At 38.0% G+C, this 23,255-nt stretch carries 28 protein-coding genes and 2 tRNA genes; 2 read left to right on the top strand and 28 right to left on the bottom strand.

Annotated features, from left to right (window positions below; genetic code table 11):
- Positions 1–38 precede the first annotated feature (38 nt).
- The 9 genes from MMG00_RS14135 to MMG00_RS14095 form a co-directional block, all read right to left on the bottom strand.
- Entirely contained in the window at positions 39–827 is a 789-nt protein-coding gene (locus MMG00_RS14135) for an MlaE family lipid ABC transporter permease subunit (RefSeq protein WP_242153514.1), read from the bottom strand.
- Entirely contained in the window at positions 821–1,612 is a 792-nt protein-coding gene (locus tag MMG00_RS14130) for an ABC transporter ATP-binding protein (RefSeq protein ID WP_242149627.1), read from the bottom strand. The genes MMG00_RS14135 and MMG00_RS14130 overlap by 7 nt, the downstream gene beginning before the upstream one ends.
- Positions 1,613–1,656: 44 nt before the next feature.
- On the bottom strand, positions 1,657–2,175 hold the full coding sequence (locus tag MMG00_RS14125) for a disulfide bond formation protein B (RefSeq protein ID WP_242149623.1): 519 nt from the start codon (positions 2,173–2,175) through the stop codon (positions 1,657–1,659).
- A gap of 249 nt (positions 2,176–2,424) precedes the next feature.
- Positions 2,425–2,500: transfer RNA gene (locus MMG00_RS14120), tRNA-Glu, on the bottom strand.
- 4 nt (positions 2,501–2,504) lie between these two features.
- Positions 2,505–2,580, bottom strand: a tRNA-Ala gene (locus MMG00_RS14115).
- A 294-nt stretch (positions 2,581–2,874) separates the two neighbouring features.
- On the bottom strand, positions 2,875–3,300 hold the full coding sequence (dksA, locus tag MMG00_RS14110) for an RNA polymerase-binding protein DksA (protein WP_242149619.1): 426 nt from the start codon (positions 3,298–3,300) through the stop codon (positions 2,875–2,877).
- A gap of 381 nt (positions 3,301–3,681) precedes the next feature.
- On the bottom strand, positions 3,682–3,999 hold the full coding sequence (locus MMG00_RS14105; protein ID WP_242149616.1) for an aromatic acid exporter family protein: 318 nt from the start codon (positions 3,997–3,999) through the stop codon (positions 3,682–3,684).
- A 135-nt stretch (positions 4,000–4,134) separates the two neighbouring features.
- Positions 4,135–4,890 (bottom strand): 4-hydroxy-tetrahydrodipicolinate reductase, encoded by a 756-nt coding sequence (gene dapB, locus MMG00_RS14100; protein WP_242149611.1) that lies wholly within the window; start codon positions 4,888–4,890, stop codon positions 4,135–4,137.
- A 376-nt stretch (positions 4,891–5,266) separates the two neighbouring features.
- Complete coding sequence (locus MMG00_RS14095) at positions 5,267–6,601, bottom strand: dicarboxylate/amino acid:cation symporter (RefSeq protein WP_242149608.1); 1,335 nt, start codon at positions 6,599–6,601, stop codon at positions 5,267–5,269.
- A gap of 311 nt (positions 6,602–6,912) precedes the next feature.
- Between MMG00_RS14095 and MMG00_RS14090 the strand changes: the two genes are divergently transcribed.
- Positions 6,913–7,356, top strand: a complete 444-nt coding sequence (locus MMG00_RS14090; RefSeq protein WP_242149605.1) for a helix-turn-helix domain-containing protein — start codon at positions 6,913–6,915, stop codon at positions 7,354–7,356.
- Positions 7,357–7,358: 2 nt separating this feature from the next.
- Here the strand turns inward: MMG00_RS14090 and MMG00_RS14085 are convergent, their stop codons facing one another.
- The 19 genes from MMG00_RS14085 to MMG00_RS13995 all read right to left on the bottom strand — a co-directional run bounded on the left by MMG00_RS14085 (position 7,359) and on the right by MMG00_RS13995 (position 22,311).
- Positions 7,359–8,009 (bottom strand): MarC family NAAT transporter, encoded by a 651-nt coding sequence (locus MMG00_RS14085; protein ID WP_242149601.1) that lies wholly within the window; start codon positions 8,007–8,009, stop codon positions 7,359–7,361.
- A 181-nt stretch (positions 8,010–8,190) separates the two neighbouring features.
- Positions 8,191–9,204 (bottom strand): hypothetical protein, encoded by a 1,014-nt coding sequence (locus MMG00_RS14080; protein WP_242149598.1) that lies wholly within the window; start codon positions 9,202–9,204, stop codon positions 8,191–8,193.
- Positions 9,205–9,209: 5 nt separating this feature from the next.
- The gene (locus MMG00_RS14075) at positions 9,210–9,905 is read right to left on the bottom strand and encodes a fimbrial biogenesis chaperone (protein WP_242149595.1); all 696 of its coding nucleotides are present in this window, start codon (positions 9,903–9,905) and stop codon (positions 9,210–9,212) included.
- Positions 9,902–12,421, bottom strand: a complete 2,520-nt coding sequence (locus MMG00_RS14070) for a fimbria/pilus outer membrane usher protein (protein ID WP_242149592.1) — start codon at positions 12,419–12,421, stop codon at positions 9,902–9,904. Before MMG00_RS14070 ends, MMG00_RS14075 begins: the two co-directional genes overlap by 4 nt.
- Before the next feature lie 121 nt (positions 12,422–12,542).
- A complete protein-coding gene (locus tag MMG00_RS14065; protein WP_242149587.1) occupies positions 12,543–13,064 on the bottom strand; it encodes a fimbrial protein in 522 nt (173 codons plus the stop codon).
- Positions 13,065–13,866: 802 nt separating this feature from the next.
- Positions 13,867–14,145: a hypothetical protein gene (locus MMG00_RS14060; protein ID WP_242149584.1), complete on the bottom strand. Its 279-nt coding sequence runs from the start codon at positions 14,143–14,145 to the stop codon at positions 13,867–13,869.
- 17 nt (positions 14,146–14,162) lie between these two features.
- Positions 14,163–14,441: a head-tail connector protein gene (locus tag MMG00_RS14055; RefSeq protein WP_242149581.1), complete on the bottom strand. Its 279-nt coding sequence runs from the start codon at positions 14,439–14,441 to the stop codon at positions 14,163–14,165.
- A complete protein-coding gene (locus MMG00_RS14050; protein ID WP_242149576.1) occupies positions 14,431–14,754 on the bottom strand; it encodes a phage head closure protein in 324 nt (107 codons plus the stop codon). Before MMG00_RS14050 ends, MMG00_RS14055 begins: the two co-directional genes overlap by 11 nt.
- Positions 14,755–14,763: 9 nt before the next feature.
- Entirely contained in the window at positions 14,764–16,332 is a 1,569-nt protein-coding gene (locus MMG00_RS14045; RefSeq protein WP_242149573.1) for a terminase large subunit, read from the bottom strand.
- On the bottom strand, positions 16,301–16,696 hold the full coding sequence (locus MMG00_RS14040; RefSeq protein ID WP_242149571.1) for a P27 family phage terminase small subunit: 396 nt from the start codon (positions 16,694–16,696) through the stop codon (positions 16,301–16,303). Before MMG00_RS14040 ends, MMG00_RS14045 begins: the two co-directional genes overlap by 32 nt.
- Before the next feature lie 151 nt (positions 16,697–16,847).
- Complete coding sequence (locus MMG00_RS14035; protein WP_242149568.1) at positions 16,848–17,222, bottom strand: HNH endonuclease; 375 nt, start codon at positions 17,220–17,222, stop codon at positions 16,848–16,850.
- Positions 17,209–18,399: a phage portal protein gene (locus MMG00_RS14030; RefSeq protein ID WP_242149565.1), complete on the bottom strand. Its 1,191-nt coding sequence runs from the start codon at positions 18,397–18,399 to the stop codon at positions 17,209–17,211. The genes MMG00_RS14035 and MMG00_RS14030 overlap by 14 nt, the downstream gene beginning before the upstream one ends.
- Complete coding sequence (locus MMG00_RS14025; protein ID WP_242149561.1) at positions 18,396–18,899, bottom strand: HK97 family phage prohead protease; 504 nt, start codon at positions 18,897–18,899, stop codon at positions 18,396–18,398. The genes MMG00_RS14030 and MMG00_RS14025 overlap by 4 nt, the downstream gene beginning before the upstream one ends.
- Before the next feature lie 2 nt (positions 18,900–18,901).
- Positions 18,902–20,110, bottom strand: a complete 1,209-nt coding sequence (locus tag MMG00_RS14020) for a phage major capsid protein (protein ID WP_242149558.1) — start codon at positions 20,108–20,110, stop codon at positions 18,902–18,904.
- A 691-nt stretch (positions 20,111–20,801) separates the two neighbouring features.
- The gene (locus MMG00_RS14015) at positions 20,802–21,260 is read right to left on the bottom strand and encodes a hypothetical protein (protein WP_242149553.1); all 459 of its coding nucleotides are present in this window, start codon (positions 21,258–21,260) and stop codon (positions 20,802–20,804) included.
- Positions 21,261–21,394: 134 nt separating this feature from the next.
- Positions 21,395–21,679, bottom strand: a complete 285-nt coding sequence (locus tag MMG00_RS14010) for a hypothetical protein (RefSeq protein WP_242149551.1) — start codon at positions 21,677–21,679, stop codon at positions 21,395–21,397.
- Positions 21,680–21,693: 14 nt separating this feature from the next.
- Positions 21,694–21,903, bottom strand: coding sequence for a hypothetical protein (locus MMG00_RS14005; RefSeq protein ID WP_242149547.1), 210 nt, complete (start codon positions 21,901–21,903; stop codon positions 21,694–21,696).
- Entirely contained in the window at positions 21,890–22,072 is a 183-nt protein-coding gene (locus tag MMG00_RS14000) for a hypothetical protein (protein WP_242149542.1), read from the bottom strand. The genes MMG00_RS14005 and MMG00_RS14000 overlap by 14 nt, the downstream gene beginning before the upstream one ends.
- Positions 22,073–22,086: 14 nt before the next feature.
- Positions 22,087–22,311, bottom strand: a complete 225-nt coding sequence (locus MMG00_RS13995) for a helix-turn-helix transcriptional regulator (protein ID WP_242149539.1) — start codon at positions 22,309–22,311, stop codon at positions 22,087–22,089.
- Positions 22,312–22,531: 220 nt separating this feature from the next.
- On the opposite strand from MMG00_RS13995, the gene MMG00_RS13990 reads away from it, so the two are divergent.
- Positions 22,532–23,137 carry a hypothetical protein gene (locus tag MMG00_RS13990; protein WP_242149535.1) on the top strand — a complete coding sequence of 202 codons (606 nt, stop codon included), beginning with the start codon at positions 22,532–22,534 and terminating at the stop codon, positions 23,135–23,137.
- Positions 23,138–23,255 lie beyond the last annotated feature (118 nt).

Here is a 23,255-nt window from a genome sequence, read left to right as displayed (position 1 = left end):
AGATCTGAACTCCCAGTTTCTTCACAACGCTCTGATCCTTATACTCCAAAGATCATCGCGGTTAAGAGGAAGTCTGCTACTAAAATTAATAGCGATGAGATCACAACAGTATCGGTCGTCGAACGAGCAATTCCGCTTGCGGTTGCTCTTCCCTTTAATCCGATATAAAGCGCAACAAGGTTCGATATTATACCGAAAACAAAACTTTTTAAAACCACTCCAAGGCCAATATCTACACCAAAATCAACCCCAGACTTCATTTGTGACCAATAAGCACCGCCATCAACACCTAAAGAGATTGTTGCAACGCCATATCCCCCAATAATGCCAACCGCACTAAAAAGAAGTGCTAAAATAGGCACCGTAAGAACGCCTGCCCAAAAACGAGGCGTTAATATATATTGCACAGGGTTAATTGCCATCAATTCATAGCTTGCCCACTGCTCAGTAGCACGCATTAAACCTATCTCTGCGGTTAATGAAGAACTTGCTCTTCCGGTATAAAGAAGCGCCGTTAAAACTGAGCTTAACTCCCTAAAAAGCGCTAATGCGACAATGGTACCAACAGATGCTTCAGCGCCAAAGTTAATCAAATTCACAAAAGCTTGGAAACAGAGCACCATCCCGACAAATAATCCAGATAGTAAAATAATGGGTAATGATAAAACCCCTAGCTGATAGATCTGGCGAATAAATAGAAATGGCTTTTTAAAAACATACCAAGAATTTAACAAAATGTTGACCAAAAGCCTTGTCGCTTCTCCCACATGCGTTAAAAATCCTCGCGTTTTCTCGCCGGTCACTACGATGATATTACTACTCAAAATAGCACCTCCTCTAATGGTTTTATCGGAATATGAAATGGTACAGGACCATCTGAATCCCCATTAATAAACTGCTTAACCCAAGGATCTTGATGATTTCTAATTTCATCAGGTGAACCTTGAGTAATAATACGCCCCTCACCTAAAATCAGTGCATTATCAGCAATCGACAATACCTCTTCAACATCATGAGATATCACAACACTTGTAATTTTCAGTGCCTCATTTAAATTTTTGATTAACCGAATTAAAACTCCCATAGAAATGGGGTCTTGCCCTGTAAAAGGCTCATCATAAAGTAGTAAAGATGGATCTAATGCTATTGCTCTTGCTAATGCTGCGCGCCTTGCCTGTCCCCCTGATAACTGTGCGGGATAATAATCTTTTAAAGCTCTTAGCCCAACAGATTGTAACTTTAATAATACAAGAGTATTTATCATTGATTCATCAAGAGCGGTATGCTCCCTTAAGGCAAAAGCGACATTATCGTAAACCGTCATATCAGTGAAAAGTGCACCTGACTGGAAAAGAACTCCCATCTTTGTTCTAATCTTATAGAGGTTCTTAATTGAAATCTCGCCAACATTTTCACCCATCAACTCAACATTACCTGCCTGTGGAATAATTTGCCCACTAAGCAATCTCAATAAGGTCGTTTTTCCAGAACCTGAAGGTCCCAAAATCGCAGTTATTTTGCCAGTAGGAATCTCAATAGAGAGATCCTTGAAGATAACCCTCTCTCCAAAACTTAGATGAATATCCTGCAGTTTTATAATGTGATCCGACATCTCTTTTAACCCTTTATCACTAACAATATCCTGAACAACCTTGCTTATCTCAACCAACGATCTCTTGAGACTCGTTTACGAGCAATGAGATTTACGACAATTCCCAAAAAGGTTAAAAGTACTGTTAAGATAGCTGTCCACATGGGGATACTCAAGCTTAAGAAGGTCCAGTCAACGACGCTACAATCCCCACCCGTTGATAAAATATCCTTGACGATCTGATAATCAAATACTTCCGTTATCGCTAATGTTGTTTGTGTACATCCAAAGCTCTCATCACTAGGGTTGAGCTGCAACAAGATATGCTTTCCGGAGATAAACACGCCTAAAACACCAACAACTAGTGTCAATATCATTGAAATGAAAGAGAAGAATCGGGAACCTTGCCCTACAAAGATAGCACTTAACCAAAATACCATTGTAAACAACACCATTATTCCGCGCTGAAGCATACAATATGGGCACGGCTCTAATAACTGAATATCTTCAAGATAAAATTTTGCAAAAGCAAGCGATGCCAACGGCACTAGCCCTAATATAAAAAATATGCGACGGGGAGACATGGTTCGGGTACCCTTCTTAAGACTATAAGGATTAAACATATTATCATGTTTTGTGGATAACTTCTTTAGATAAATCACTTCTATCAAAACTCACAAAAAAGCCTCAAACCTCTGTAAAAGTAAGGCTCTACATGGCTTTTGATTGAAGGAGAAATATATTTTAAATAAATTTCTCCACAATCTTCAATAATCTTATTAAAAAAACCATTAATAAAAAAAACCTGCATAGCTTATGCAGGTTTTAAAATATGGCGTCCCTACGGGGATTCGAACCCCGGTTGCCGCCGTGAAAGGGCAGTGTCCTAGGCCTCTAGACGATAGGGACTTATTGGTGGAGCTAGTCGGAATCGAACCGACGACCTCTTGCATGCCATGCAAGCGCTCTACCAACTGAGCTATAGCCCCAGACATTTCGTTTTACTGATGTTGTCTGAGGAGTTGTATAATAGAAAAATTCTATTTTAATGTCAACGAAAATTCTGCGCAATTAAAGATCATCGATAACATCTTCTCAAGATGCCCTCTCATAATACGCAGCGCCTTCATTGCTTCTTCTCAAATAGGCAGCTTTTCAAGCCCTCCTTCCCTATTAACACTCTTTTTTATGACCATCTAATCTACTAGAGCCATAAAAAACTAGCAGCTCTTTAATGGACCTACTAGTTATAACATCTTAGTTATATAAGTTCAGTCGTCAAACTAATTAACTCTCGCTTTCTCTTTTTGCTCTTCGATTTCTTTACAATCAATGCAAAGTTCAGCTGTAGGCCTTGCTTCTAAACGACGAACCCCAATCTCAACACCGCAAGTATCGCAAAAACCGTAATCATCAAGCCCAAGACGGCGAAGTGTTTTCTCAATTTTCGCAAGCAGCTTTCTCTCACGATCACGCGTTCTCAACTCTAAAGAGAAGCCCTCTTCTTGAGTCGCCCTATCATTAGGATCTGGGAGGTTGAAAGCTTCATCTTGCATATTGTTCACGGTTTTTTCACCTTCTTGAACTAGTGCTTCACGCCAGCCTTCAAGTATAAACTTAAAGTGCTCACGCTGAGCTTCATTCATATACTCTTCACCTTCTTTTATCTCATAAGGCTTAAAACCACTAAACTGTTGATTCTTCATCATTAAAGTTCCCTCTCTACCCCTTACAAATACCTCTCAGGGGTTGGATGTGATACTAATACAAACATATATTGAATCAAACGTCCCTTAATAAATATGGGTTCTTTGATTCTATTACCTAATACTTTTTATAATATTTTTTATATTATTAAGTTAATCAATATAAATGTCATAAAATCGACATAAACACATAATTTACCCGTTACCTTTGTAAATTACAACTCTATAGATACCCGCTTTTGCGTCTATCTTAAAAACCACTAAAACCTCAGTAAGTTATCTAAAATGTTTAGCAGTTAATTCATAATTCGGTCAAAATACTACATTAATCTTTTATAAAAAGATACTTATAAAAATTTTATTTATCACTATAATGCGCTACATCTAAAGTTCTTTATATTCACCTTCATATAAATTACCGTTTTTACCACTATTTTGTGTTTTTTGAGAACTCCTAGCTTCTGTAAATCCAGATTCAGCCTGCTTTTTCACACGCTCCATCTCTTCATTAATTTGCCGTCTGATCTTACGTGTTTTCCACCAAAAATAGAGCCCTAATACGACAGTTATCCCTAAGCCGATAATAAAAATTGCAACACCAAAAAAAGCAAAAAATATTAATGCACCAATACCAATAATAGCGGCAACTATACGTTGAAATAAAGATGCGGGCTTTCCATTTATATAGAGTTGATTACTCATCTATCTCTCCTGTTCTTTTGCACTTTAAGAATGGGAATTTAAAACCTATCCTGTGATAACTTCCCATATTGCATTATCTTAAATATTTCTTAAGACTTGCTTAAAAGTACACAATTCATTCTCCATGAATTGTTTTTAATCTTGTAATGATAGTACATCAAAGATCGTATAGAGTCCTGGCTTCTCAATACTTTTACACCAGAGCGCTGCTTTTAAAGCGCCTTTTGCAAATAATGCCCGATCAAACGCGCGGTGCTTAATGGTAATCTGCTCATCAAGACTGGTAAAACTTACCTCATGCTCACCAACTATCGAACCGCTTCGCGTCACCGAAACGCCTATCAAATTATTTTCTCTTGCCCCATCACCCACACTATAGGCTTTAAAATCCTTATCAAAGGCGAGCTTTTTAGCCTCTTTAATGTCTTCTAATAATGTCATCGCGGTGCCTGAAGGACTATCGACTTTAAAACGATGGTGAGACTCATGGAGATCAACATCAAAATCATCGCCAAGCGCCTTTGCAACTACTTTCACAATATAACGCTGAACAGCGGCGCCGATACTAGTATTTGTTGCTAAAATAACTGGCACTTTCTTTGCTAATGCCGTAATTTTTGCATCAAGCGCCTCACGATCCCAACCAGTTGTACAGATTACTAAAGGTTTAGGATTTTGCAGTGCCGCATCTAAAACAGGTTCCACCAATAGCGCATTTGAAAAATCTACAATAATATCGTTATCAATAAAAAGATCTGTTAATGAAACACTATGAGCAGACTCTTTACTATAAGAAGCGCCTAACGTTAATGAGCTATTTTTTGAAATTTCTTGGCTAAGTACTTGCCCCATACGCCCGCTAACACCAACAATCCCAATTTTCGTCACCACATTTTCACCTTTCGCATAACATTCTATAAACTCGATTCCATAGCCTACCCTATTTTTTTAGATAAATGCAATTTTTTAATAGGCTATTTATTCTCCTAAAAAATCTATTGCTAATAACCTTATTTAAGGCAAAAAAGGCTTTAGATATTAAGCGGTATCTAAAGCCTTTTAGAAAAAACAATAAAAATAGGTATTGTCAATTCAATTTAAGAAAAGCAGTTTTAAAAGTAAAAAATACCGTACGCACATCAAACTAGCATTCACGATGCCGAATAGAACGACTCTTTCGCATCTTCTAACAGATGCGCTAGCAATCTGATTCAGTAACTTTTAAACCAATTTAACTATAAATAGTATTATCTAATAAATTACGAAGTTATAAGACAGTTTCTAACACTTCGCTTTCTGTAACTTTGCCATCAAGCGCATTATGAAGCTGATCTTTATCTAATGCATTATCCCAACGAGCAACAACTATGGTTGCACAAGCATTACCGGCAAGATTTGTGAGCGCTCTACACTCTGACATAAACCGATCTATTCCTAAAATCAGCGCCATTCCCTCAATAGGAACTGCAGGAACAACAGACAGTGTTGCTGCTAAGGTAATAAATCCAGCCCCCGTAACCCCTGCTGCGCCTTTTGAGCTTAACATTGCAACCAAAAGTAATAAAATTTGTTGCCCAATAGAGAGATCAACCCCACAGGCTTGCGCAATAAAAAGGGCCGCCATGGTCATATAGATATTCGTACCATCAAGATTGAATGAATATCCCGTTGGAATAACTAAACCTACAACTGACTTGTCACATCCCGCCCGCTCCATCTTTTGCATTAAAGTCGGAAGCGCGGCCTCAGAAGAACTTGTTCCTAATACTAAAAACAGTTCCTCTTTGATATAACGCATTAATTTAAGGATTGAAAAACCATTATATTTAGCAACAGCTCCTAACACAACCACAACAAAAAGTAGAGAAGTTAGATAAAATGTCGCTACTAAAAAGGCAAGGTTAATGATAGAACCAATACCATATTTCCCAATCGTAAAGGCCATGGCACCAAAAGCCCCTATCGGCGCAAATTTCATTAAAATAGAAACAATTTTAAAGATCGGCTCTGATAATTGGTTTAATATTGTGAGAATAGGCTCTCCCTTACTGCCGGTACTCGCTAGAGCAATACCGAATAAGACTGCAACAAATAGAACCTGCAAAATATTATCACCCACCAATGGGCTTACCAGTGTCGTTGGCAGAATATTCATTAAAAATTGTGTAATAGAACTATCCTTCGCCTTCTCCACATAATCTGCAACAATTTCTGTACTTCCTAACGTTGCCGGATCAATATTCATACCCGCGCCTGGCTGAATCACATTGGCAACAATCATTCCAATAATCAGTGCAATCGTCGAAAATGTCATAAAATAGATCATGGCTTTTCCCGTTACACGGCCCACAGTCTTTATATTATTCATACCACCGATACCTGTCGATACCGTGATAAAGATAACGGGTGCGATAATCATTTTGACGAGCTTAATAAAAGCCTCCCCTAACGGTCTTAGGCTTTCTCCCACTTCAGGATAAAAATGTCCTAGTAATATCCCCACAATAATGGCAAAAATCACTTGCACATACAGCACTTGATAAATCTTAGGTTTTTTCTTTTGAGAAACTTCCTTAGGAAGCTCTATAGCAATAGAACTCATACTCTCCTCATCCACTTTATTTAATAAATTATTGTCGCTTTTGTTAGATTTGATGCAATTTTCTATCAAAAATAATGGCTAACAAAAAAACGTCATAGATCACTTACTTAATTTCAACCTTAAGTATTAAGCGAAAATAATATTCGCAGATTAGTGCTAAGTCAAAAGTAATTTTGTATATTTATGCAAATAACGATTTTTATCAATATTTGAAAGTCTTGGATAACTCCTAATATTGAGGTATTCTTTCTTTTCAAGTGTTTCTTAAGTGCTTAAAATATATGATCGATTATGGGACAAGAATTAAATTTTTGAGACAGCAAGCCGCTTTAACACAAGCAGAATTTGCAAAAATGGCTAAAGTTAGCCCTAGAGCTCAATTTAATTATGAAAAAGGGGAAAGTTTTCCTGACTTGAACTATTTGCAAAATCTTGCAAATAGCGGTTTTGATATTGTCTATATTTTAACAGGTGAGTTTCACCAAGAAAATATGTCAGATATTGAACGGCTCCTGCTTACAGAATTCAGAAAAGCCAACAATGCTAAGAAAGCGGCAATAATGGCTGTTTCTCGTAGTGAAGAGAGTGATCTTGAGATACTTTCATCGCAAAAAGATAGCGAACCTCAGCCCGTTAAAGAACTTAAAAATAGTAAACGACTCTCCTCATTACTAGCAAAGCAAATTAATCAGTTTTCAGACTCTAATAGCCGTTATTTTTGGTTTTATAAATCTAAAGATGATGATAAAAAATAGCCTTACCCTATATGTTGATGGACAATTTCTAAAATACCATTAATCACAAACTGAACGCCGATACAGACTAATAAGAATCCCATTAAACGAGATATTGCTTCAATACCTTTCTGACCTAATAAACGCATAATGCTATTGGAGAATCGTAAACTCAACCAGAGTAAAATAGCTATCACTAATCCAATTAACGGCGGCGCAATTAAGATCACAAATTCTGATACATGGTGATCTGTATATAATGTTGAAGCCGTACTCATAATCAGCGCAATCGTCCCAGGCCCGGCTGTTGCCGGCATTGCAAGCGGTACAAAGCTAATACTAGATGCCGTCTTCACTGTTTCAAGCTGATTATTCACGCTACTTTTCTGAGGGGGAAATAGCATTGTAAAACCAATAAAAGCCACAATCATGCCACCAGCAATACGCAGTCCTGCTATAGAGATCCCAAAGGCATTCATAATGTAATTACCGGCATACCAAGTTGTTAGAATAATGACTAAAGTATAAAAAGCACTTTGAATTGCAGTCTTATTACGCTCCTCTGTAGACATCCCCCCTGCTAACCCTAAAAACATCGCAACAGCCGTTAAGGGGTTAGCTAATGGTAGTAATAATACTACACCCAACATCACAGACTTTATTAATTCAATCACTATCAAATTTCCTTATTTAAATAGAAAATCACTCTAATGAATGATTCCTATATGAAGTATGCTTGAACATCCATGTTACACTTATTAATCTTAAATTATTTATAAATATTTACAAAAACAGGGAAATCCCCCCCCTAAAGCTCAATTAAACATTTGAGGATTTTAACCCCCATTGTGAGCGCTATCTTAACGTCACAATATACCGTACAATTCCATTAAAATTACCGATAGAGAGCGTTTTACTGGGGTCTTTGCGAACTTGAGCTTGATAATTAGTGGTAAATTTTTGAGCGTTTAATTCTAAAGTTCCTAGGATTTTTTTCTCATCATAAGCAATTGCCTGATTGTTCCCATCCCTAATCATCAGCAGTAAACCACTATCATCTAATATCAATTCTGTCGCTGAACGTCTTGCATGATCTGAAAAAAAGGTAATATAAGGTTTTATAAGATCTTTGCATTCACTCTCTGGGAGCCTAGAAACCTCTATCGAAAAAGGCTCTAAAAAACTCATTCCTTCATTTAAAGATTTTAAGCTTAAGGACCCAAAAGAGATCGTATCACTAGGCAGCGTTTTAATTTGAAAAGCATCTATTTTACAAGGATTAATATCTCCTGAAAATGAAAGCCTAGTATCAAATGTCAAAGACCCTCGGGTATTAGAAAAGGTCACAAACTCTTGCACAACACTTGGCCAAGGCCACCTAGGATCCTTATCACTTCTAAACTCAGCATTATGATTTTCAATAAGGATTCTATAACGCCCACCATATGAATCAAAAAGTGTTTGCCCTGATAATGTTTGATAATTGTAGTCTACAAAATCCCATTTAAAGTGACCGCCTGGGTATTCATTACCATTCACCTGCACGATCTTAACAGTCATATTTAAAAAGTAGTAACTAGGCTTCATATCCCTCACAAGCGTATTAATACCGCTAGTAACATAGAAATTTACTCGCGGCATCACTTGAATTACTGTATGCCCCACACAATCGACATTTATCATCATCATATCTGCAGTAGGCATAGCATTTTGCTCCCAAGTATAGTCATACCTCGTTTGTGAGCTATCTCCTACAATTGTGCACTGGGCAAATGCTTGTCCTAAAAATAGTAAGCCTACTAAAAGCGGCATCAAAATAAGATATCTCACAATACTTACTACAGATACCAGAAGATTAATAATTCTCATTTTTTCTATCTTGAAAGTTGCCCTGAGCAGGTTGAACTGCATTGATAGCTAACTGCGTTTGTGCCACCTTGATCATTAATAAAGTAAATCAATGGGGTATTCCCAACTTTTACACTCACATTTTGTGTCGAAAAAGGTTTTAAAATAATATCTTTATCAATAAGCTTACTGCTACGTTGGCTTTTAAAGCCATAAATTACCATGTGATAGGGCGTTGGGTTTTCAAGCGTTAATGAATTCCCATTTTTCGTCACTTTAAGCTCTTCATATAGCTTCTTATCGTCATATTTTGTCAACCCTTGGGGGCGATAAAAGATTTTTAACCGAGATTGAATCGTGATACTGACTTTATTTTCTTCCCCTTTTGGTGGACCCCCCCGAACTTGTAAATATAATAAGCTCTCACGATCTTTTGGCAAAGCTGAGGCGCCACTAAAATCAATACGAATCTGTTGCTCTTCCCCAGGGTTTACACGTTGTAAAATTGGCAAGGCGGTTAAAGGTCCTGTTAACTTTTGCCCTTGCTCATTCTCAATCCAAGATTGCGCTAAATAAGGGGCACTCTTACTTGTATTAGAAACAACTATTGATTGGGATCTTGAAATAGAATGATCAAAAATAACACGCGTTCTATCAAATGAAAGCTGCGCAAATGATAAATTAAATAATAAGGGCAATAGCACCAAAAGTTTTTTCATCATAATTCCTCATTAAAATAACAAGTTAAATTCTGTAAAGCCGAAGGCTCTAAAGATGTAATTTTTAACTGGCAAAGTTGAGCTCCCCACTCCACCGTAAACTTCGCATGCCGATCAATTCCTGACAAGTAAGTTAATCCCTGTTCAGCAACAATCGCCACCTCATTTTTAACGCCATCATGTCGATAGACAACTGCGCCAAAAGGCGGATAAGCGCCATCAACAAGCTGAATGCTTGTAACTGCCTTTTCACCCTTTACCGCTCCCAAAGAGTGGTAGACAATAGCCCCATCTGACGCCGCTGTTTTTATCACACTATCTAGAAGTTCAACATTTTCCGGGATATCATCATTATCAACTCGGTAAGTCATCTGCTGATAACTAGGAATTCCTAAGCCGGCAAGCCCAAAAATATTGGTTTTATTATGCGTACCTTTAATCGTTACACCAGAGGCACCTGCATCAATAATTAGACGCGCATCATCATCCATAACCTTACTATGAGTAGCAATACCATGTTGGGTAACCGTAATTGAACCATCAAATCCTGCTGTGACTGAATGCTTATCTTCCGCATAACTTGCAGAAGTCATTAAACGCCCATAACGAGTATTTCGATCATAACTACCATTGAGGCTATATTCTGTATTTCGGCTATAATCATGATGATGCAACATTCTTGTCGCAATAGAATAATTACCGCCAAAAGCCGCATTACTACGATAGGTCAACTGATTGTCCCACATTTTTTGACCACGGCTATAACGGCTATTGTATTGAATTCTTTCATCTTTAGAACCATCTAAAGGAATCGTCATGTAAAGAGAAACGCTCTCTTCTTTCATACCATATTCGGTTCGATTTTTAGCAAATGATAAGTTAATACTACTACCCGATAATAACCCTTGGCGAATGGTCTTATTAAAAGAGATATTATAGTTCGTCAGCTTCTCACGATTCCAATAACGCCCACGGACCATCGAGGCAGAGATACTCAAATCCCACGGTTTTATATATTGCATAAGGCTAATTGAAATACGCTCTTTTTCTAAACTCAAATGAGCGCTATTAGATTTCATATCAATATAATTTTGTAAAGTTCTAAAATGAATATTGGAATTTTTAAATCCCGTGATATTTAATGATGTGGAAGTTGTAAAGAGTTTTGCATAGTTAAAACTATAACGGTATCCCTTTTGCCACTCATCAGATCGATTCATCCGGCTACTAGATTGCGTAATATCAATAGACAATGCACCAAACTGCATCATATTAATACCAAGACCGAGATTGAATGCGCGATACTCGCCATTTGTCGTATGTTGAACACCACCAATTAATGAAATATTACTCGTTAAGCCATAAGAGGCATCTGCAGAAATAAGCCCAGTATCCACTCTATCTACTCGATAAAGAGGTTCAAGACGACCAATATTGATCGAGTATCTCATGCTCCCTTTTCGTGTTAAAAAAGGAACACTGGCCACATCTACCTGATAACTACGAATTACGCCATCCTCATCCACCTCTACTTCGACGGTCCCCGATACATATGATGGCAAATCAGAAATCACAAATGGTCCTGGCGGCACTTGCACAGTTTTAATAATTGCCCCATTTTGCTTAATATTGACAATAGCATTCGTAGAAGCTGTCCCAATAATTTGTGGTGCATAGCCTCGTAGATACGCCGGCATCATCTCTTCATCCGTATAAAGACTGATTCCTTTAAACCTGACAGAATCAAAGAGATTATTTCGAGAATAGAGCTCTCCGGCATAAAGCTTAGCGTTTAACCTTGCGATATCCGTAAATATATAGGTTTGCGTCCAGTCAAATTGTGAATAGCCGTTATTAAATCTTGAGTATTGATAATTACTTCGTATTCTAAATCGCCCGATATTAGCGCCTACTGAGCCATAGCTACTAATCGTCGTTGAACTTTCTCGCTGCCCACCATACTTATAATTATTATAATTCCATAACAAACTATAATCTAAAACTAGCCCAGAAATACCGTCATCTCTATTTCTTGGTGCAACCCAATATTCATCGATGTCATGCAAGAATTTTTGTGGCATTTGAATATTTAAATGCTGGTTTTCTCGATAATAGTCAACCGCAATAGCCTCATCTAGATTTTCCAACCCTAAACAAGCCTTACCATTCATCTCATGAATAACATCTCTTTTTAGAGTCCTATAATAACGATCCCGAATTGGTAATTGTTCAATAAAATCTGATGTAAAACAGACTCTATTCTCCTCATGATCTAAATAAAAGGAGGCTTTTTGGCCACTGATAACTCGCTGATCATTCACGGTAACTTCTAAGGAGTATTCCCCTGTTAACTGCCCACTCTCTCCAGAAAAGGCGCTTAAATCAACGTTATCTAACTCACTAGGATCAATGCCAGCTAAAGCTCTAGGATCAAACTCAAAACTATAGGCCACTTTAAGTGAAAAAAATAAGAAAATAAAAGACATCATTAATCGACAATCTTGCGACCAAATATTCACATTTATTTTCTTACATCTTCGTATCATTCGATTTTCTCAAATCAGAAAAAGCTATTCCCTCGTTTCCAAGGAATAGCTCTTTTTTATGCGGTATCCTATTTACTTAGGATAATTCTATCATTTATCTATAGTCTGCCACAAAGTTAATTCTTGCAGAAACTGAGCCCACTGAAGGATCGCCAGAACCTGATTTTACAGTACGTCCACGAACTGTTGTTTTCACAGTATTACCCGAAATCGCTAACTGTGGAATCTCAGATTTACCATCAGGAGTAATTGCTGTATTACTAATTTGGATCTCAACACCAACGTTTGAAGCGTCGCCTTCATTAAACCAATACTTATTACCAGAATCCGCTGCAGTGCCAGGGAGAACCGAAAGAACAATTTTATCTTTCGCCGCGCCCTCTTCTGCATCAAGATTACAATCAGTAAAGATAATTTCACTTGATCCCCAACCACCTGTTTTACCGTTTTTAAGAGTATTAACTGCAATAGAGCCGAGATCAACATCTTCTACAGAATTTAAAGTACATGCTGAATCTGTCACAGTACCTTTAAAGTTAATAGTATTCATCGCTTGTGCAAATACTGCTGAAGTTGTTGCTGCGATAAGTGCTAAGGTTAATGTCATTTTTTTCATAATTTAATCGAGTCCTTTTGATAAAATTTTAATTCCATTACCACCAACGAATAACTGTAAGAAATGTAATCACTCTACTCATCAATGTTAAGTTAGGTAAACATTTGTTTTTAATCTTCAATCTTTACCGTTGAAAGAATTTTAACACCTGAAATGTAAATTTATTTATATTTAAAAAACTTTTTTAAACATTAAACGCCATTTAAACACAAAAAAATACTAAAATATTGTTTTTTATACTTTTTTAGATCTTATTTTTACTATAGGGAATTTAAAATAATGAAAAAATTACAAACTTTAACAATTTCTTTGATAAAAATACCCCAAAAAATAATCCTCCCCCCCTATTATCTCTAATAATCTTCTTTATCCATCGACAGAATTCCCCATTAAGACTACCTTTACAAACTCTTCATCAGATAAATAAACAGATAATAAATCACACCATTAAACTCTCTATTTTACAGCGATATCACTTTTTAAAAAGATTATCTCATCTCAAACAGGCACCTAGACTTTCTAAAAACGTTCCTTACCAACAAATTTATCAATATTTTATTGATGAGTGAACGAATTAAAAAAACCTAAAAAAAAAGGAGAGAAAATCCTCATTTTATGAAAAAGACGATATATAGTGCTTTTAGGCTTATTTTTGACAAGAAAAAACCCCTAGCGAAAAGCTAAGGGTTTCCCTGTTTGGCGGAAAAGGAGAGATTCGAACAAACGCCATATTTGCTTGTTAATAATAGATCTTTAAATATAAAAAATATATTTACCAACAACATTACCAACAAAAGAACATCTAACCATTAACCTCTTTAAACCCTTTCTCCGTTAAAAATAACTTCCCCCCACCGCTATGTAAGGCGACAGCACCAAAAAATTCTTGAGAAACTAGATACTCTAGAGCCCTTACAAACGCATCCCCTTCGCCAACCGCACCACTCCTAACCATATTAGCTTTAATTTGCGAAGCGTGAGGAGTGAAAAATTGCTCATCAATTTGCATATTATTATTTTTCACATATTTTTTAATCTCATCAACACCTATTTTTACATTATTATCATCTATTAAAGACATAAATTTTTCCTTTAAATTTAAATTACCATCATCCTATAAGGGCTCAATAATCTATTGTAGCTTTTATTATTAAATAACTGAACAGGCGCTTGTGCTGTCCTATTTTCATAAAGATCCCCAAGCATTAATAATGTAGCACTAATAACAGGCGCCGGGTATTCTTCCCTTTCTTCTTCCCAGTTTAAATATTCGAGAGTATAAGCTGCAGCACTATCGATCATATCTTGAATCAAAGAATCCTCATCATCATGATCTACTCGTAAAAACTCTTTAGCCTTATCTAAATCAATAATCATGCTCTAATCCCTCCTCACATAATAATGTAAGCATTGTTCTATTATTATTTGGTAGTACCGCCTCAATATTATAGATCTTGTCATCATATTTAAGGCGGTGTTTTGCTGTTATATCTTTCCTATAACGGATAATGATTTTATAGCTAACACTCGACAACTCAGCCCCTGAAGCAATAAGCTCTTTTCCCGAAACACTTCCAATTTCAGCCCATAACTTTCCCACATCTATCCATTTTTCTTCACGACCATAAGGACCATTAGTAACCTCACTTTTTTGAAGAGTCACTCTATGCTTTAATCTCCCAAAATCCATACCATCCCTTTATATAAATAAAATTTCACCACTGCCGCGCATCCTTCCCGCTTCATCATCATTTGAAATAAGACGGCCAATAGCCATAATCAAAGCAACAATACCGTCAATTCTTTCAGTAGACTTCTTCTTACTCGGCTTAATATTTCCGGCAGCATCCATTTCTATTGCCACATTAGAAGCCATCCAACGCAATACTGGGTTATCTCCATGACAGATCTCACGACCTAATAGCAACTTTTCAAGCTCTTTAGATGGACCGCTCATACTGGCGAACCCCTGACCAAAAGCAAACGTATCAAAGCCATCACCCTGTAACTGTGTCGCTATTTGTGTCGCATTCCACCTATCTACGGCTATATCTCTAATCTCATGCTGCTCGCCCATATCATTGATATATCGGCGTATGATTTCGTAATCGATTACGTTGCCTGGTGTTGCGGTGATATAACCCTGCTTAATCCATAAATCATAAGGAACACGATCCCGCTTAGATCTCTTATCAACATTATCTGCCGGCACAAAAAACATGGGTTTAACATAAACCTTTTGTCCTTGCCTAAATACCATTACAAATGCAGATATATCCGTAGTCGTAGACAAGTCTAACGCACCATAACAAGCCATTTCAGTTAAATCAGGAAGATCACCGCCATTATCATTCCAAACATCAAGGGATAACCATCTCGTTTCCTGTTCTGTCCATATATTTAGATAAAGATTTTTAAAGGTATTCTCAAGGCGCGGCATTTCTTTGGCTTTCTTATATTCGCCCTGCAGGAACTCTTCCTTAATTGATTTCCCATAATTAGGATTAACCCTTGCCCAAACTGCAGGATCTTCCCAATCGTCACCATCTTCCGCCTCAAATAATACCGGTAGGTAAGTATCATCTTTAATGACCCCATCCCTGACCTTTCGAGCATAATCCCATTGCTCATAACAAATGCTTTGCCGGTTATAGCCTGCCGTAGTCGTTACCACAGTCAAAGGCTGACGGCGCGCCCCCATAGAAGTAGTCATTACATCCCATAATTCAGGATCTGGCCAAGCGTGTAATTCATCGGCACCAAAATAGCTAAGATTTAATCCATGCTTAGAAAAAGCCTCTGAACTCACAACCTTATAACTGCTTCCAGTATTAGGGATCACAATAGAGTTTTTATAAACCTTACAACGGCTTTCTAACTCTGGTTCATTGCTAATCATCCCCTTTGCCACATCAAAGCATAGCCGGGCTTGCTCTCTATCTGAGGCAGCATTAATCGCCTGACCTCCCAACTCATCATCACAAAAAGAAGCATAGAGGGCTAATCCTGCTGCGAATGTTGTCTTTCCATTCTTTCTAGGCAAAGCAATAAAGACGGTTCTATATTTCCTAGTGTCATCCTTAACTCGCTTCCAACCAAAGATATTAGATACTATATCCGCCTGCCACTCTTCTAGAATAAATGGCTTTCCTGCCCACTCTCCTGTGGTATGAGTTAGACACTCCTCAAAGAATGCCACCGCATTTTCAGCTGTTTCATTATCAAAATAAAAATCTTTATTTAAAGAATCTTGATTTTTTATTGTCATCTTTTTTGTTATTTGGTGCGGATACTCCTGCCTGACTGCTCGGAGTAAATCCAAATTCCCTAGCCAATAATCTAATCTGCTGAGCCATTCCTAAATGCGGTGGCTCTCCCGCGTTTCGTTTATCAATATAATCTCCAACCAAATCGCAATAAGTAGCCAAAATGTCATAGTTAGCATCATTCAGCATTCCATTAACTTCCAAAGCGCCGGATAATTTTTCCCAAACCTTTCGGGCTTCATGCCCTAACCAATATGGTGGCTCTACCGTTGCCTCTGGGTAATCCGGCTCACCTTCCGGCAATGGTCTCTTAGATGGATTACCTGCCAATATTCTTAGCTGTGTTGGCGTTCTTGGATTCGCCATAAATCCTCCTTTCTGACTGCACAAAATTGTGCTGTCCTAATTTTTCCTAAAACTCCTGAACTGCGGAGACGTGTGTGTAGGGGAGGGGGCGGTCTTTTTCAAAAGCTTTTTTGCGATTTTTTTTACCCAACCACCATTGGTGGATGAGCTGTTAATCGTTCCATTCATGAGTTGGATCTAGTGGATTGCCATACTCATCACAACCAAAAGCCACCCTATTCCCCATATCTTGGTTTGTTTTTCGGCTGTGGCATGGCTTACAAAGGCTTTGTAGGTTCTCCATGCTGTTATTAGAGGGGTTATTGTCCATGTGATCCACATCAGTGGCCGGATTAGTCAACCCAATACGAGAACAATGCTCACACAACGGAAATAAGCTTAACTGATAGGCTCTTAAGCGCTTCCATGCGACCGAGTTAAGAGATAAGGCTCGCCCATTGGCTTCCTGCTTCTCTTTTACTGTTTTACTCCCGCTTTTAGGTTGTCTGATAGTACCCGCAATCACATTAGGCTTATGCTTCTTCATCTATCTTTTCCTCATCTTTTGACGCTACAACTTTTTCGTAGCGCTCATCTAATGACCCAGCTTCAACGGTTGGCAGGTTTTCCAACTGCCGTGCTTCACTAGGTAATAACCACCCTGCTTCTATGCCTGACTTATAGAACTCTGCTCTATTATTGGAATCACCCCTTAATAGACCCTCCACACTATGCTCAGAAAAGTAAGCCTTTCTACCCGCTGATGTTAAGAGTTGTTTATTAATCGCCTGCTCCCATGCGACTAAATGACGGCGTAATGTAATGGTTACAAACTGCCTAGCTAACTCTACACTGTTGGAATAGTTACCATGCCTTAGATCCCCGATCATGGTAGGCGGCACCCTAAAAATACGAGCCACTTCCTCAACGCTGAACTGCCTTGAAGCGATCCACTCGCTATCCTGTAAAGTCATGCTAATAGGCTGATAAGTAATTCCCTCCTCAAGAATAGGAGTTTTACCACTGTTTTTAGCGCCACTATGCTGATTACTCCACCCCTCTCTAAGGCGTGTTAGTTGATCAGGCTTTAACGCTCCCGGAAAGTTTAAGATTCCTTGAAGCTTAGCCCCATTAGTAAAAGTAGCATTTCCATGCTGTTGCTCAGCTAATGCCAAATCAATAGCACCACTCGAAGCCTGAATAGGGCTGACTCCTAATAAAGGATTATTTCCCGCTCTATGCTTAATATGGAATATTTCATGCGGTAACAGTCGGATAGGCTTGCCATTTTTAACCGTTTGATACTGATAAGAATCTCCAACCTTAACAATACTTACCGAATCAGGATGAAGTGGATTAAGGCTTATAACCTGCCCATCACGCCCTCGCTCAACCAAAGCATAAGCATTTCCCCGCAATAAATAGCAAGCTGTCATCCATTCCCTGAACTCAACCGCTGTCTGGTACTCATTAGAAATACTATGAAGCACTTCATACAAGCTATTATTGGTGGCTTTGCTGCGCTTATCATCATTTTTATATAGATGAAGTGGCAAACTTCCAATAGTTTCGCTTATAACGCTCACACAAGCATAAACTGAACTAACAGATTCAGCGATTTCAGGATTTATCCCGCCACCGCGCAACATTTGCCAATGTTCCCAGTAATTATCCCCATCGGATCTAGTTTCAGCCTTAAATAGGCTTTTTAGTCGTTTAATCATAGCACCGTATCCAACCATAACCGCTGAACGCTCTTCCGGCGGTTTATTTTACTTCTTAAAGCTACACTCGTATCCGTATAAGCTGGGTTAGGGGTTAAAGTAATCTCGACTAACTCAAGATCCAATAATTCCCGTAACTCCCCATTCCAAATCTCATCCACTGGAAAAAAGCCAAAAGAGCAGCCAGAAATATCCCCACGCGCAACCAATTCCGCAATATCTCGCCCATGTGTCGTATCAGGCAATAAAAGATCGAAAAATAAGCCTTTTTCATCTTCTCTCAGGGTTAAGGTTCCCGCCTTAGTCGTTCCTAACAAAGCATTATCAGCATGAAAGCCTAATGCCCTGATATTTACACCACTTTTTAAGGCATTTGAAAACGCGCCTTTTCTAATAACTTCCTTAAAAGCCCCAAGATCTGCCACCGAATCAAATACGGCAGCATATCCAGTTACGCGCTGATCTTTTACTTTTAATCCCTCAGCCGCTCTTAATTCCATGATTAACCTGCCTCACCCGTTGGAAGATCATCCACATGAACAAATGCCTCAGCATTTCGGCAAGCCGTTCCCGCTGTCATTAATGCTCTAACAAGCACATTCCCCTTGTTATAAGCGGATTCAGCATAAGGATTCACTAATAAATCCACTTCCGACCAAATACCCAATACATATTGGCTAAAATCACCCAGTAGCAACCCTTTTCCTGCCATTTGATTCGTAATTGATGCTCCAACATCTCCAATAGTGTTACTGGTAGCAAGATATTGAGCAGTACCTTGTGATTTTTCGATAGATCGTAATACACGCATCACTGTTGGATTAGTGATATATTTTGCATTTTCTACATTTCTAACGTCTAAAAGCTCACTTAACTTGAGAATAGACTCCCATGTAGGATCTGTTAATGATCCTTTTTGAATGCCGGTCGTTTTTAAAATCCCTAAAGGCTCTTTCACTCCATCACCCGATAAAATCGCTTGATCTAAAGCATCGGCCATCACAAAAGAAATATCATCTGTTACCAAGCTATTAATATCAGGGCTTGATTGTTGGATTAATTGGCGGCTTAACTCGGTCAATGCCCCAACGTGTTTAGGCTTCATCTCAACATTTTGGAAACTACCACCACTTTTAGTTAATGCTTCATTCTCTGAGACCCAACCGGCTGTCATTCCTGTTTTATACTTTGGAATAACTACATCACCGCGCAAGCCTGTCATCGTTCTAATGCCCAATGTTCGCATTAATAGGCTATTTCTTAATGGCCCGATATATTCGCTCGCGTAAAAGTCACTTGGCACAATACCGGCAGCTGTTTGAGTCGTTTGAGCATCCCGCTTTTCAAAAGCAGATAGAGGAACATAGATCCCCTGCGCCTTTTTACCGGTTCGCATTTCTGTTTCTTGGTTAAACTCTCTCAAAGCCCCACTAACACCGCCATCTAATTGAGCTTGTAAGGCATCCAATACCGTTACTTTCTTCTCAAGTGTTTGAAATGATTTGTCTGCGGGCTGACTTCTCTCTTGCTGATCCAAAAATAACGCGCGATCTTCTTTGGCTTCCAAGCTCTCAATCTCGCCTTTCATTTTGGTAAATTGCTCAACCTCATCACTGGTAAGCTCTCGTTTTTCTTCTTCTGCCTTAGTAACCAATTGGCGCATGTCGTAAACGACTTTAGCTTTCTTCTCTCTAATCTCATGAACTTTCATAAACTAACCCTTAAATTACAATAATGTAGAATTTCATTATTAGCATGTTAAAAACACAGGTAAATAGGGCTATTTGCTAAAGCACAGTAACAAATAAACAAGGACTTTAAAGACTTACTATTGCCTAACAATTAATCAATGTTTATCCATCATCAATTAAATAAAGTGGCTCCCCAAAATTGGGTAGTCGTTATCGGTAGCGAGTAAAACTTTTACGCGCTCACCCGATGCGGGATTTCCCGTAACGCATTTTTGCACATCGACTCACTAACCCCAAATTTGGGGACTGTCCAATTTTGGCTTGTCATCTAGGATAAGTAAAATCTCACTGCTCAACTTTAAGCGGGCGGAAGTTTCGCTCGCTCCATCACCATACGAAAGTTTCGTAAGCTTAATCACAATTGGTGGGCGGACAATTATTCTGCCCGATCTCTTTCTGTGTTTCTTTCTTACATTGGCGCATATGAATATGCAGGTATATGGCTTTATATATAAAGGTGTCCTGTTTTGAGACCACGCAAACGAGTAAATAACACTTAACTGGGCTCATTTTGAGACCACGAAAGCCATTTATTGGTGTGTTGTAGTCCTATTTTGAGCCCAGTGAGCGGATAACGTAGTCCTATTTTGAGACCCCAAGAGTTAATATAAATAAATATTAGGACGTAAAAAAAGCGCCTAAATTGGCGCTCTAATGTTTCGGAGGATCTCGCCACCAATCTGGGGCTCGTGATGTCGGTTCGATATGGATCTTACTAAAACCATTCTCATCTAAGCATTTATCAATTGGAACAGTCGTTAAAGCATATAAAGCTGGCCTATTTCTATCGCCCTCCCTAGTTAATACTAAAAAACGCGCATCTAATAACTCTTTTAGTGCTCTTCTAAGCGTTCCATTTGATGCCCACCCATGAAGCTTATTCATAACGCTATAAGTAACGCATAGATCCCCATTATTCTTACCATCCCAATGAGCGCTTACATCATGATATAGCTTAACGGCAGAAGCGCCCAAACGTTGATATTCTTCGCTGAAAATAACATCCCTACGAGATGGGAAAAAACCACTGTTATTAATACGCTCAGAAAACTTAAGCCTCTTTTTCTTGTCTTTCTCTCTTTCTCTGCTCCTTGCGGTATAACTCACCATAATGCCCCCTTACAGGACTTTAGGCGCGTGATAGCGCTTGAAAGATAGATCTTTCTGATATAACATGATGATTATCCTTATCATTTAAAGGATTAAAGGAGGGTGCAACCTCCTCTAATCTTATTTGGATAGTATTAAGCGTGTTTCTTGTCGGATTCGCGCTTTTTTATTGCCTCTCTAAAGTCTAAATAATCCTTTTTAGCGTCACCCGCTAAGATCTCAACATGAGTAAGATTATCCTGTAAATAATTCCGTAGCATTTCTAACCCATCCTCAATGAAACTAGTATTACCTTTATGCATACTCATAGTAAGCAACTCCACTTGGTTTAATGCAACGCGCAAATATTCTCCATTAAGAGATCTAGCATCCCATATTGAGCCCTTTGCTATTGCTAATTGTTCATCTTCTACAACCATTTTTATTGCCTTTATTAAAAATTAAGTTTCGTTTGTATTGCTTCAATATCTTCAAACAACTGTTTTAGATCATCATCAATTTGATATGCCAATTCTAACCCTTGAGCCGTTTCTCCTTTAGCTAAATGATTAATGAGAATATTGGTGTATTGATGAATCAAATCATTAAAACTTTGGATAAACACAATCAAAAGCAATTCAGCACTTAAGTTATTTTTCTTCATTGGCTAGATCCTCTATCAACTTCTCCATTAGACTTAACTCATATCTAATATCGCTTTTCATTTCAAAAATACCCTTAAAATCAAGCGTATCCAAAGCTGCAAGAATCTTGTCATGTCTCCGCGCAAACTGATCTAAAATCTGCGCTCTTGTTAATGGTTTTTTACTCACTTCTAATACTCCTATTAATAACTTAACTCTTGTGGACGTGAATCAATCCACGCTAATACATCTGACTTTTTCCATAAACTTTTTCTCCCCCCAATTCTCAGTGGGGCGGGAAAGCCATCATTCTTTATTGCTGAATAGACCCCGTTAGCTTTTAAGCCAATCACACTACTGACAGTGTCACGATCCCAAAGGATATGCTCATCACTTAAGCCCAAATCTTTAATTTTATTTTCTTCCATCTCATTTCCCTTAAATATAAACAACACCAAGTCCTAAAATTGATAATAGCTAAGCTGTATTTAAAAAGCAATCAAATATTAAAAAACCAAATAAAGCTTAAAAGACACATAAAGGTTTAAAACTTTACTATTCAAACCAAAAAAGTAATAATCTCTTCATATCAATCGCTATACAAGCGAAAACTAAACAATTCATTATCTCGCAAGCAGGATAAAAATTATGGCTAGAACCCCCCAACCCAGAAAAGAGGCCACATCAGTAAGGCTAGAACCAAAAGTAAAATACTTGGTTGAAGTAGCGGCTAGGATTCAGCGTAGAAGTGTAACTAACTATATAGAATGGGCTTTAGAAGAAAGCCTCAAAAGTGTAGATTTATTTGAGGATTCGCAACAATCTGTAGCAGATTATGCCGATAAGCTATGGCAAATTGAAGAGTCTAGAAGATTTGTAATTCTAGCTATTACAAGAAAAGATTTATTATCTTTTGAAGAACAAAAACTGTGGGAATTAATAATTAAGTACCCATACTTATATTTAAAAAAATGCCCTGGGGCATGGACGGATGAAAATATAAACTATAAGCAAATTGAAAATGATTGGGAGCTACTTAATCTCGCAATTAATGGCGATACAGAAGCATCAAGGGAACTATCCGATCATCATGATGCAATGATTTATGACCAGGATTTAGAAAAACAACAAACTGACCAAAAGCTCAAAGAATTTATGGACACATTAAAAACACCAGTAACTAAAGAAGATTATGATAGACAAATAAAAGAACTAAATAATTTTATTGCTGATCTATTCAATATTGAAAAATAAATACACCTAAAATAGGTCTATCGGAATAACGATAGACGTTGCCGGGATATCACGCCCACCAATGGTCAGTCGGAATTCCGACTAACCTACGCAAAAATGCGTTGATCTAATTCAATCA

It is taken from the genome of Ignatzschineria rhizosphaerae (assembly GCF_022655595.1).
Classification (GTDB): domain Bacteria; phylum Pseudomonadota; class Gammaproteobacteria; order Cardiobacteriales; family Wohlfahrtiimonadaceae; genus Ignatzschineria; species Ignatzschineria rhizosphaerae.
The sequence above is the reverse complement of the archived record's forward strand: the minus strand, read 5'-3'. Positions and strand labels throughout refer to the sequence as shown.

Bases quoted from the DNA above. Each gene is read 5' to 3' on its own strand.
- MMG00_RS14005 (WP_242149547.1), bottom strand. From the start codon at position 21,903: ATGAAGAAAAATAACTTAAGTGCTGAATTGCTTTTGATTGTGTTTATC.
- dksA (WP_242149619.1), bottom strand. From the start codon at position 3,300: ATGATGAAGAATCAACAGTTTAGTGGTTTTAAGCCTTATGAGATAAAA.
- MMG00_RS14030 (WP_242149565.1), bottom strand. From the start codon at position 18,399: ATGATTAAACGACTAAAAAGCCTATTTAAGGCTGAAACTAGATCCGAT.
- MMG00_RS14035 (WP_242149568.1), bottom strand. From the start codon at position 17,222: ATGAAGAAGCATAAGCCTAATGTGATTGCGGGTACTATCAGACAACCT.
- MMG00_RS14130 (WP_242149627.1), bottom strand. From the start codon at position 1,612: ATGTCGGATCACATTATAAAACTGCAGGATATTCATCTAAGTTTTGGA.
- MMG00_RS14055 (WP_242149581.1), bottom strand. From the start codon at position 14,441: ATGATTATTGATTTAGATAAGGCTAAAGAGTTTTTACGAGTAGATCAT.
- MMG00_RS13995 (WP_242149539.1), bottom strand. From the start codon at position 22,311: ATGGAAGAAAATAAAATTAAAGATTTGGGCTTAAGTGATGAGCATATC.
- MMG00_RS14075 (WP_242149595.1), bottom strand. From the start codon at position 9,905: ATGATGAAAAAACTTTTGGTGCTATTGCCCTTATTATTTAATTTATCA.
- MMG00_RS14015 (WP_242149553.1), bottom strand. From the start codon at position 21,260: ATGGTGAGTTATACCGCAAGGAGCAGAGAAAGAGAGAAAGACAAGAAA.
- MMG00_RS14050 (WP_242149576.1), bottom strand. From the start codon at position 14,754: ATGGATTTTGGGAGATTAAAGCATAGAGTGACTCTTCAAAAAAGTGAG.
- MMG00_RS14105 (WP_242149616.1), bottom strand. From the start codon at position 3,999: ATGAGTAATCAACTCTATATAAATGGAAAGCCCGCATCTTTATTTCAA.
- MMG00_RS14095 (WP_242149608.1), bottom strand. From the start codon at position 6,601: ATGAGTTCTATTGCTATAGAGCTTCCTAAGGAAGTTTCTCAAAAGAAA.
- MMG00_RS14080 (WP_242149598.1), bottom strand. From the start codon at position 9,204: ATGAGAATTATTAATCTTCTGGTATCTGTAGTAAGTATTGTGAGATAT.
- MMG00_RS14025 (WP_242149561.1), bottom strand. From the start codon at position 18,899: ATGGAATTAAGAGCGGCTGAGGGATTAAAAGTAAAAGATCAGCGCGTA.
- MMG00_RS14045 (WP_242149573.1), bottom strand. From the start codon at position 16,332: ATGACAATAAAAAATCAAGATTCTTTAAATAAAGATTTTTATTTTGAT.
- MMG00_RS14020 (WP_242149558.1), bottom strand. From the start codon at position 20,110: ATGAAAGTTCATGAGATTAGAGAGAAGAAAGCTAAAGTCGTTTACGAC.
- MMG00_RS14125 (WP_242149623.1), bottom strand. From the start codon at position 2,175: ATGTCTCCCCGTCGCATATTTTTTATATTAGGGCTAGTGCCGTTGGCA.
- MMG00_RS14060 (WP_242149584.1), bottom strand. From the start codon at position 14,145: ATGTCTTTAATAGATGATAATAATGTAAAAATAGGTGTTGATGAGATT.
- MMG00_RS14040 (WP_242149571.1), bottom strand. From the start codon at position 16,696: ATGGCGAATCCAAGAACGCCAACACAGCTAAGAATATTGGCAGGTAAT.
- MMG00_RS13990 (WP_242149535.1), top strand. From the start codon at position 22,532: ATGGCTAGAACCCCCCAACCCAGAAAAGAGGCCACATCAGTAAGGCTA.
- MMG00_RS14065 (WP_242149587.1), bottom strand. From the start codon at position 13,064: ATGAAAAAAATGACATTAACCTTAGCACTTATCGCAGCAACAACTTCA.
- MMG00_RS14010 (WP_242149551.1), bottom strand. From the start codon at position 21,679: ATGGTTGTAGAAGATGAACAATTAGCAATAGCAAAGGGCTCAATATGG.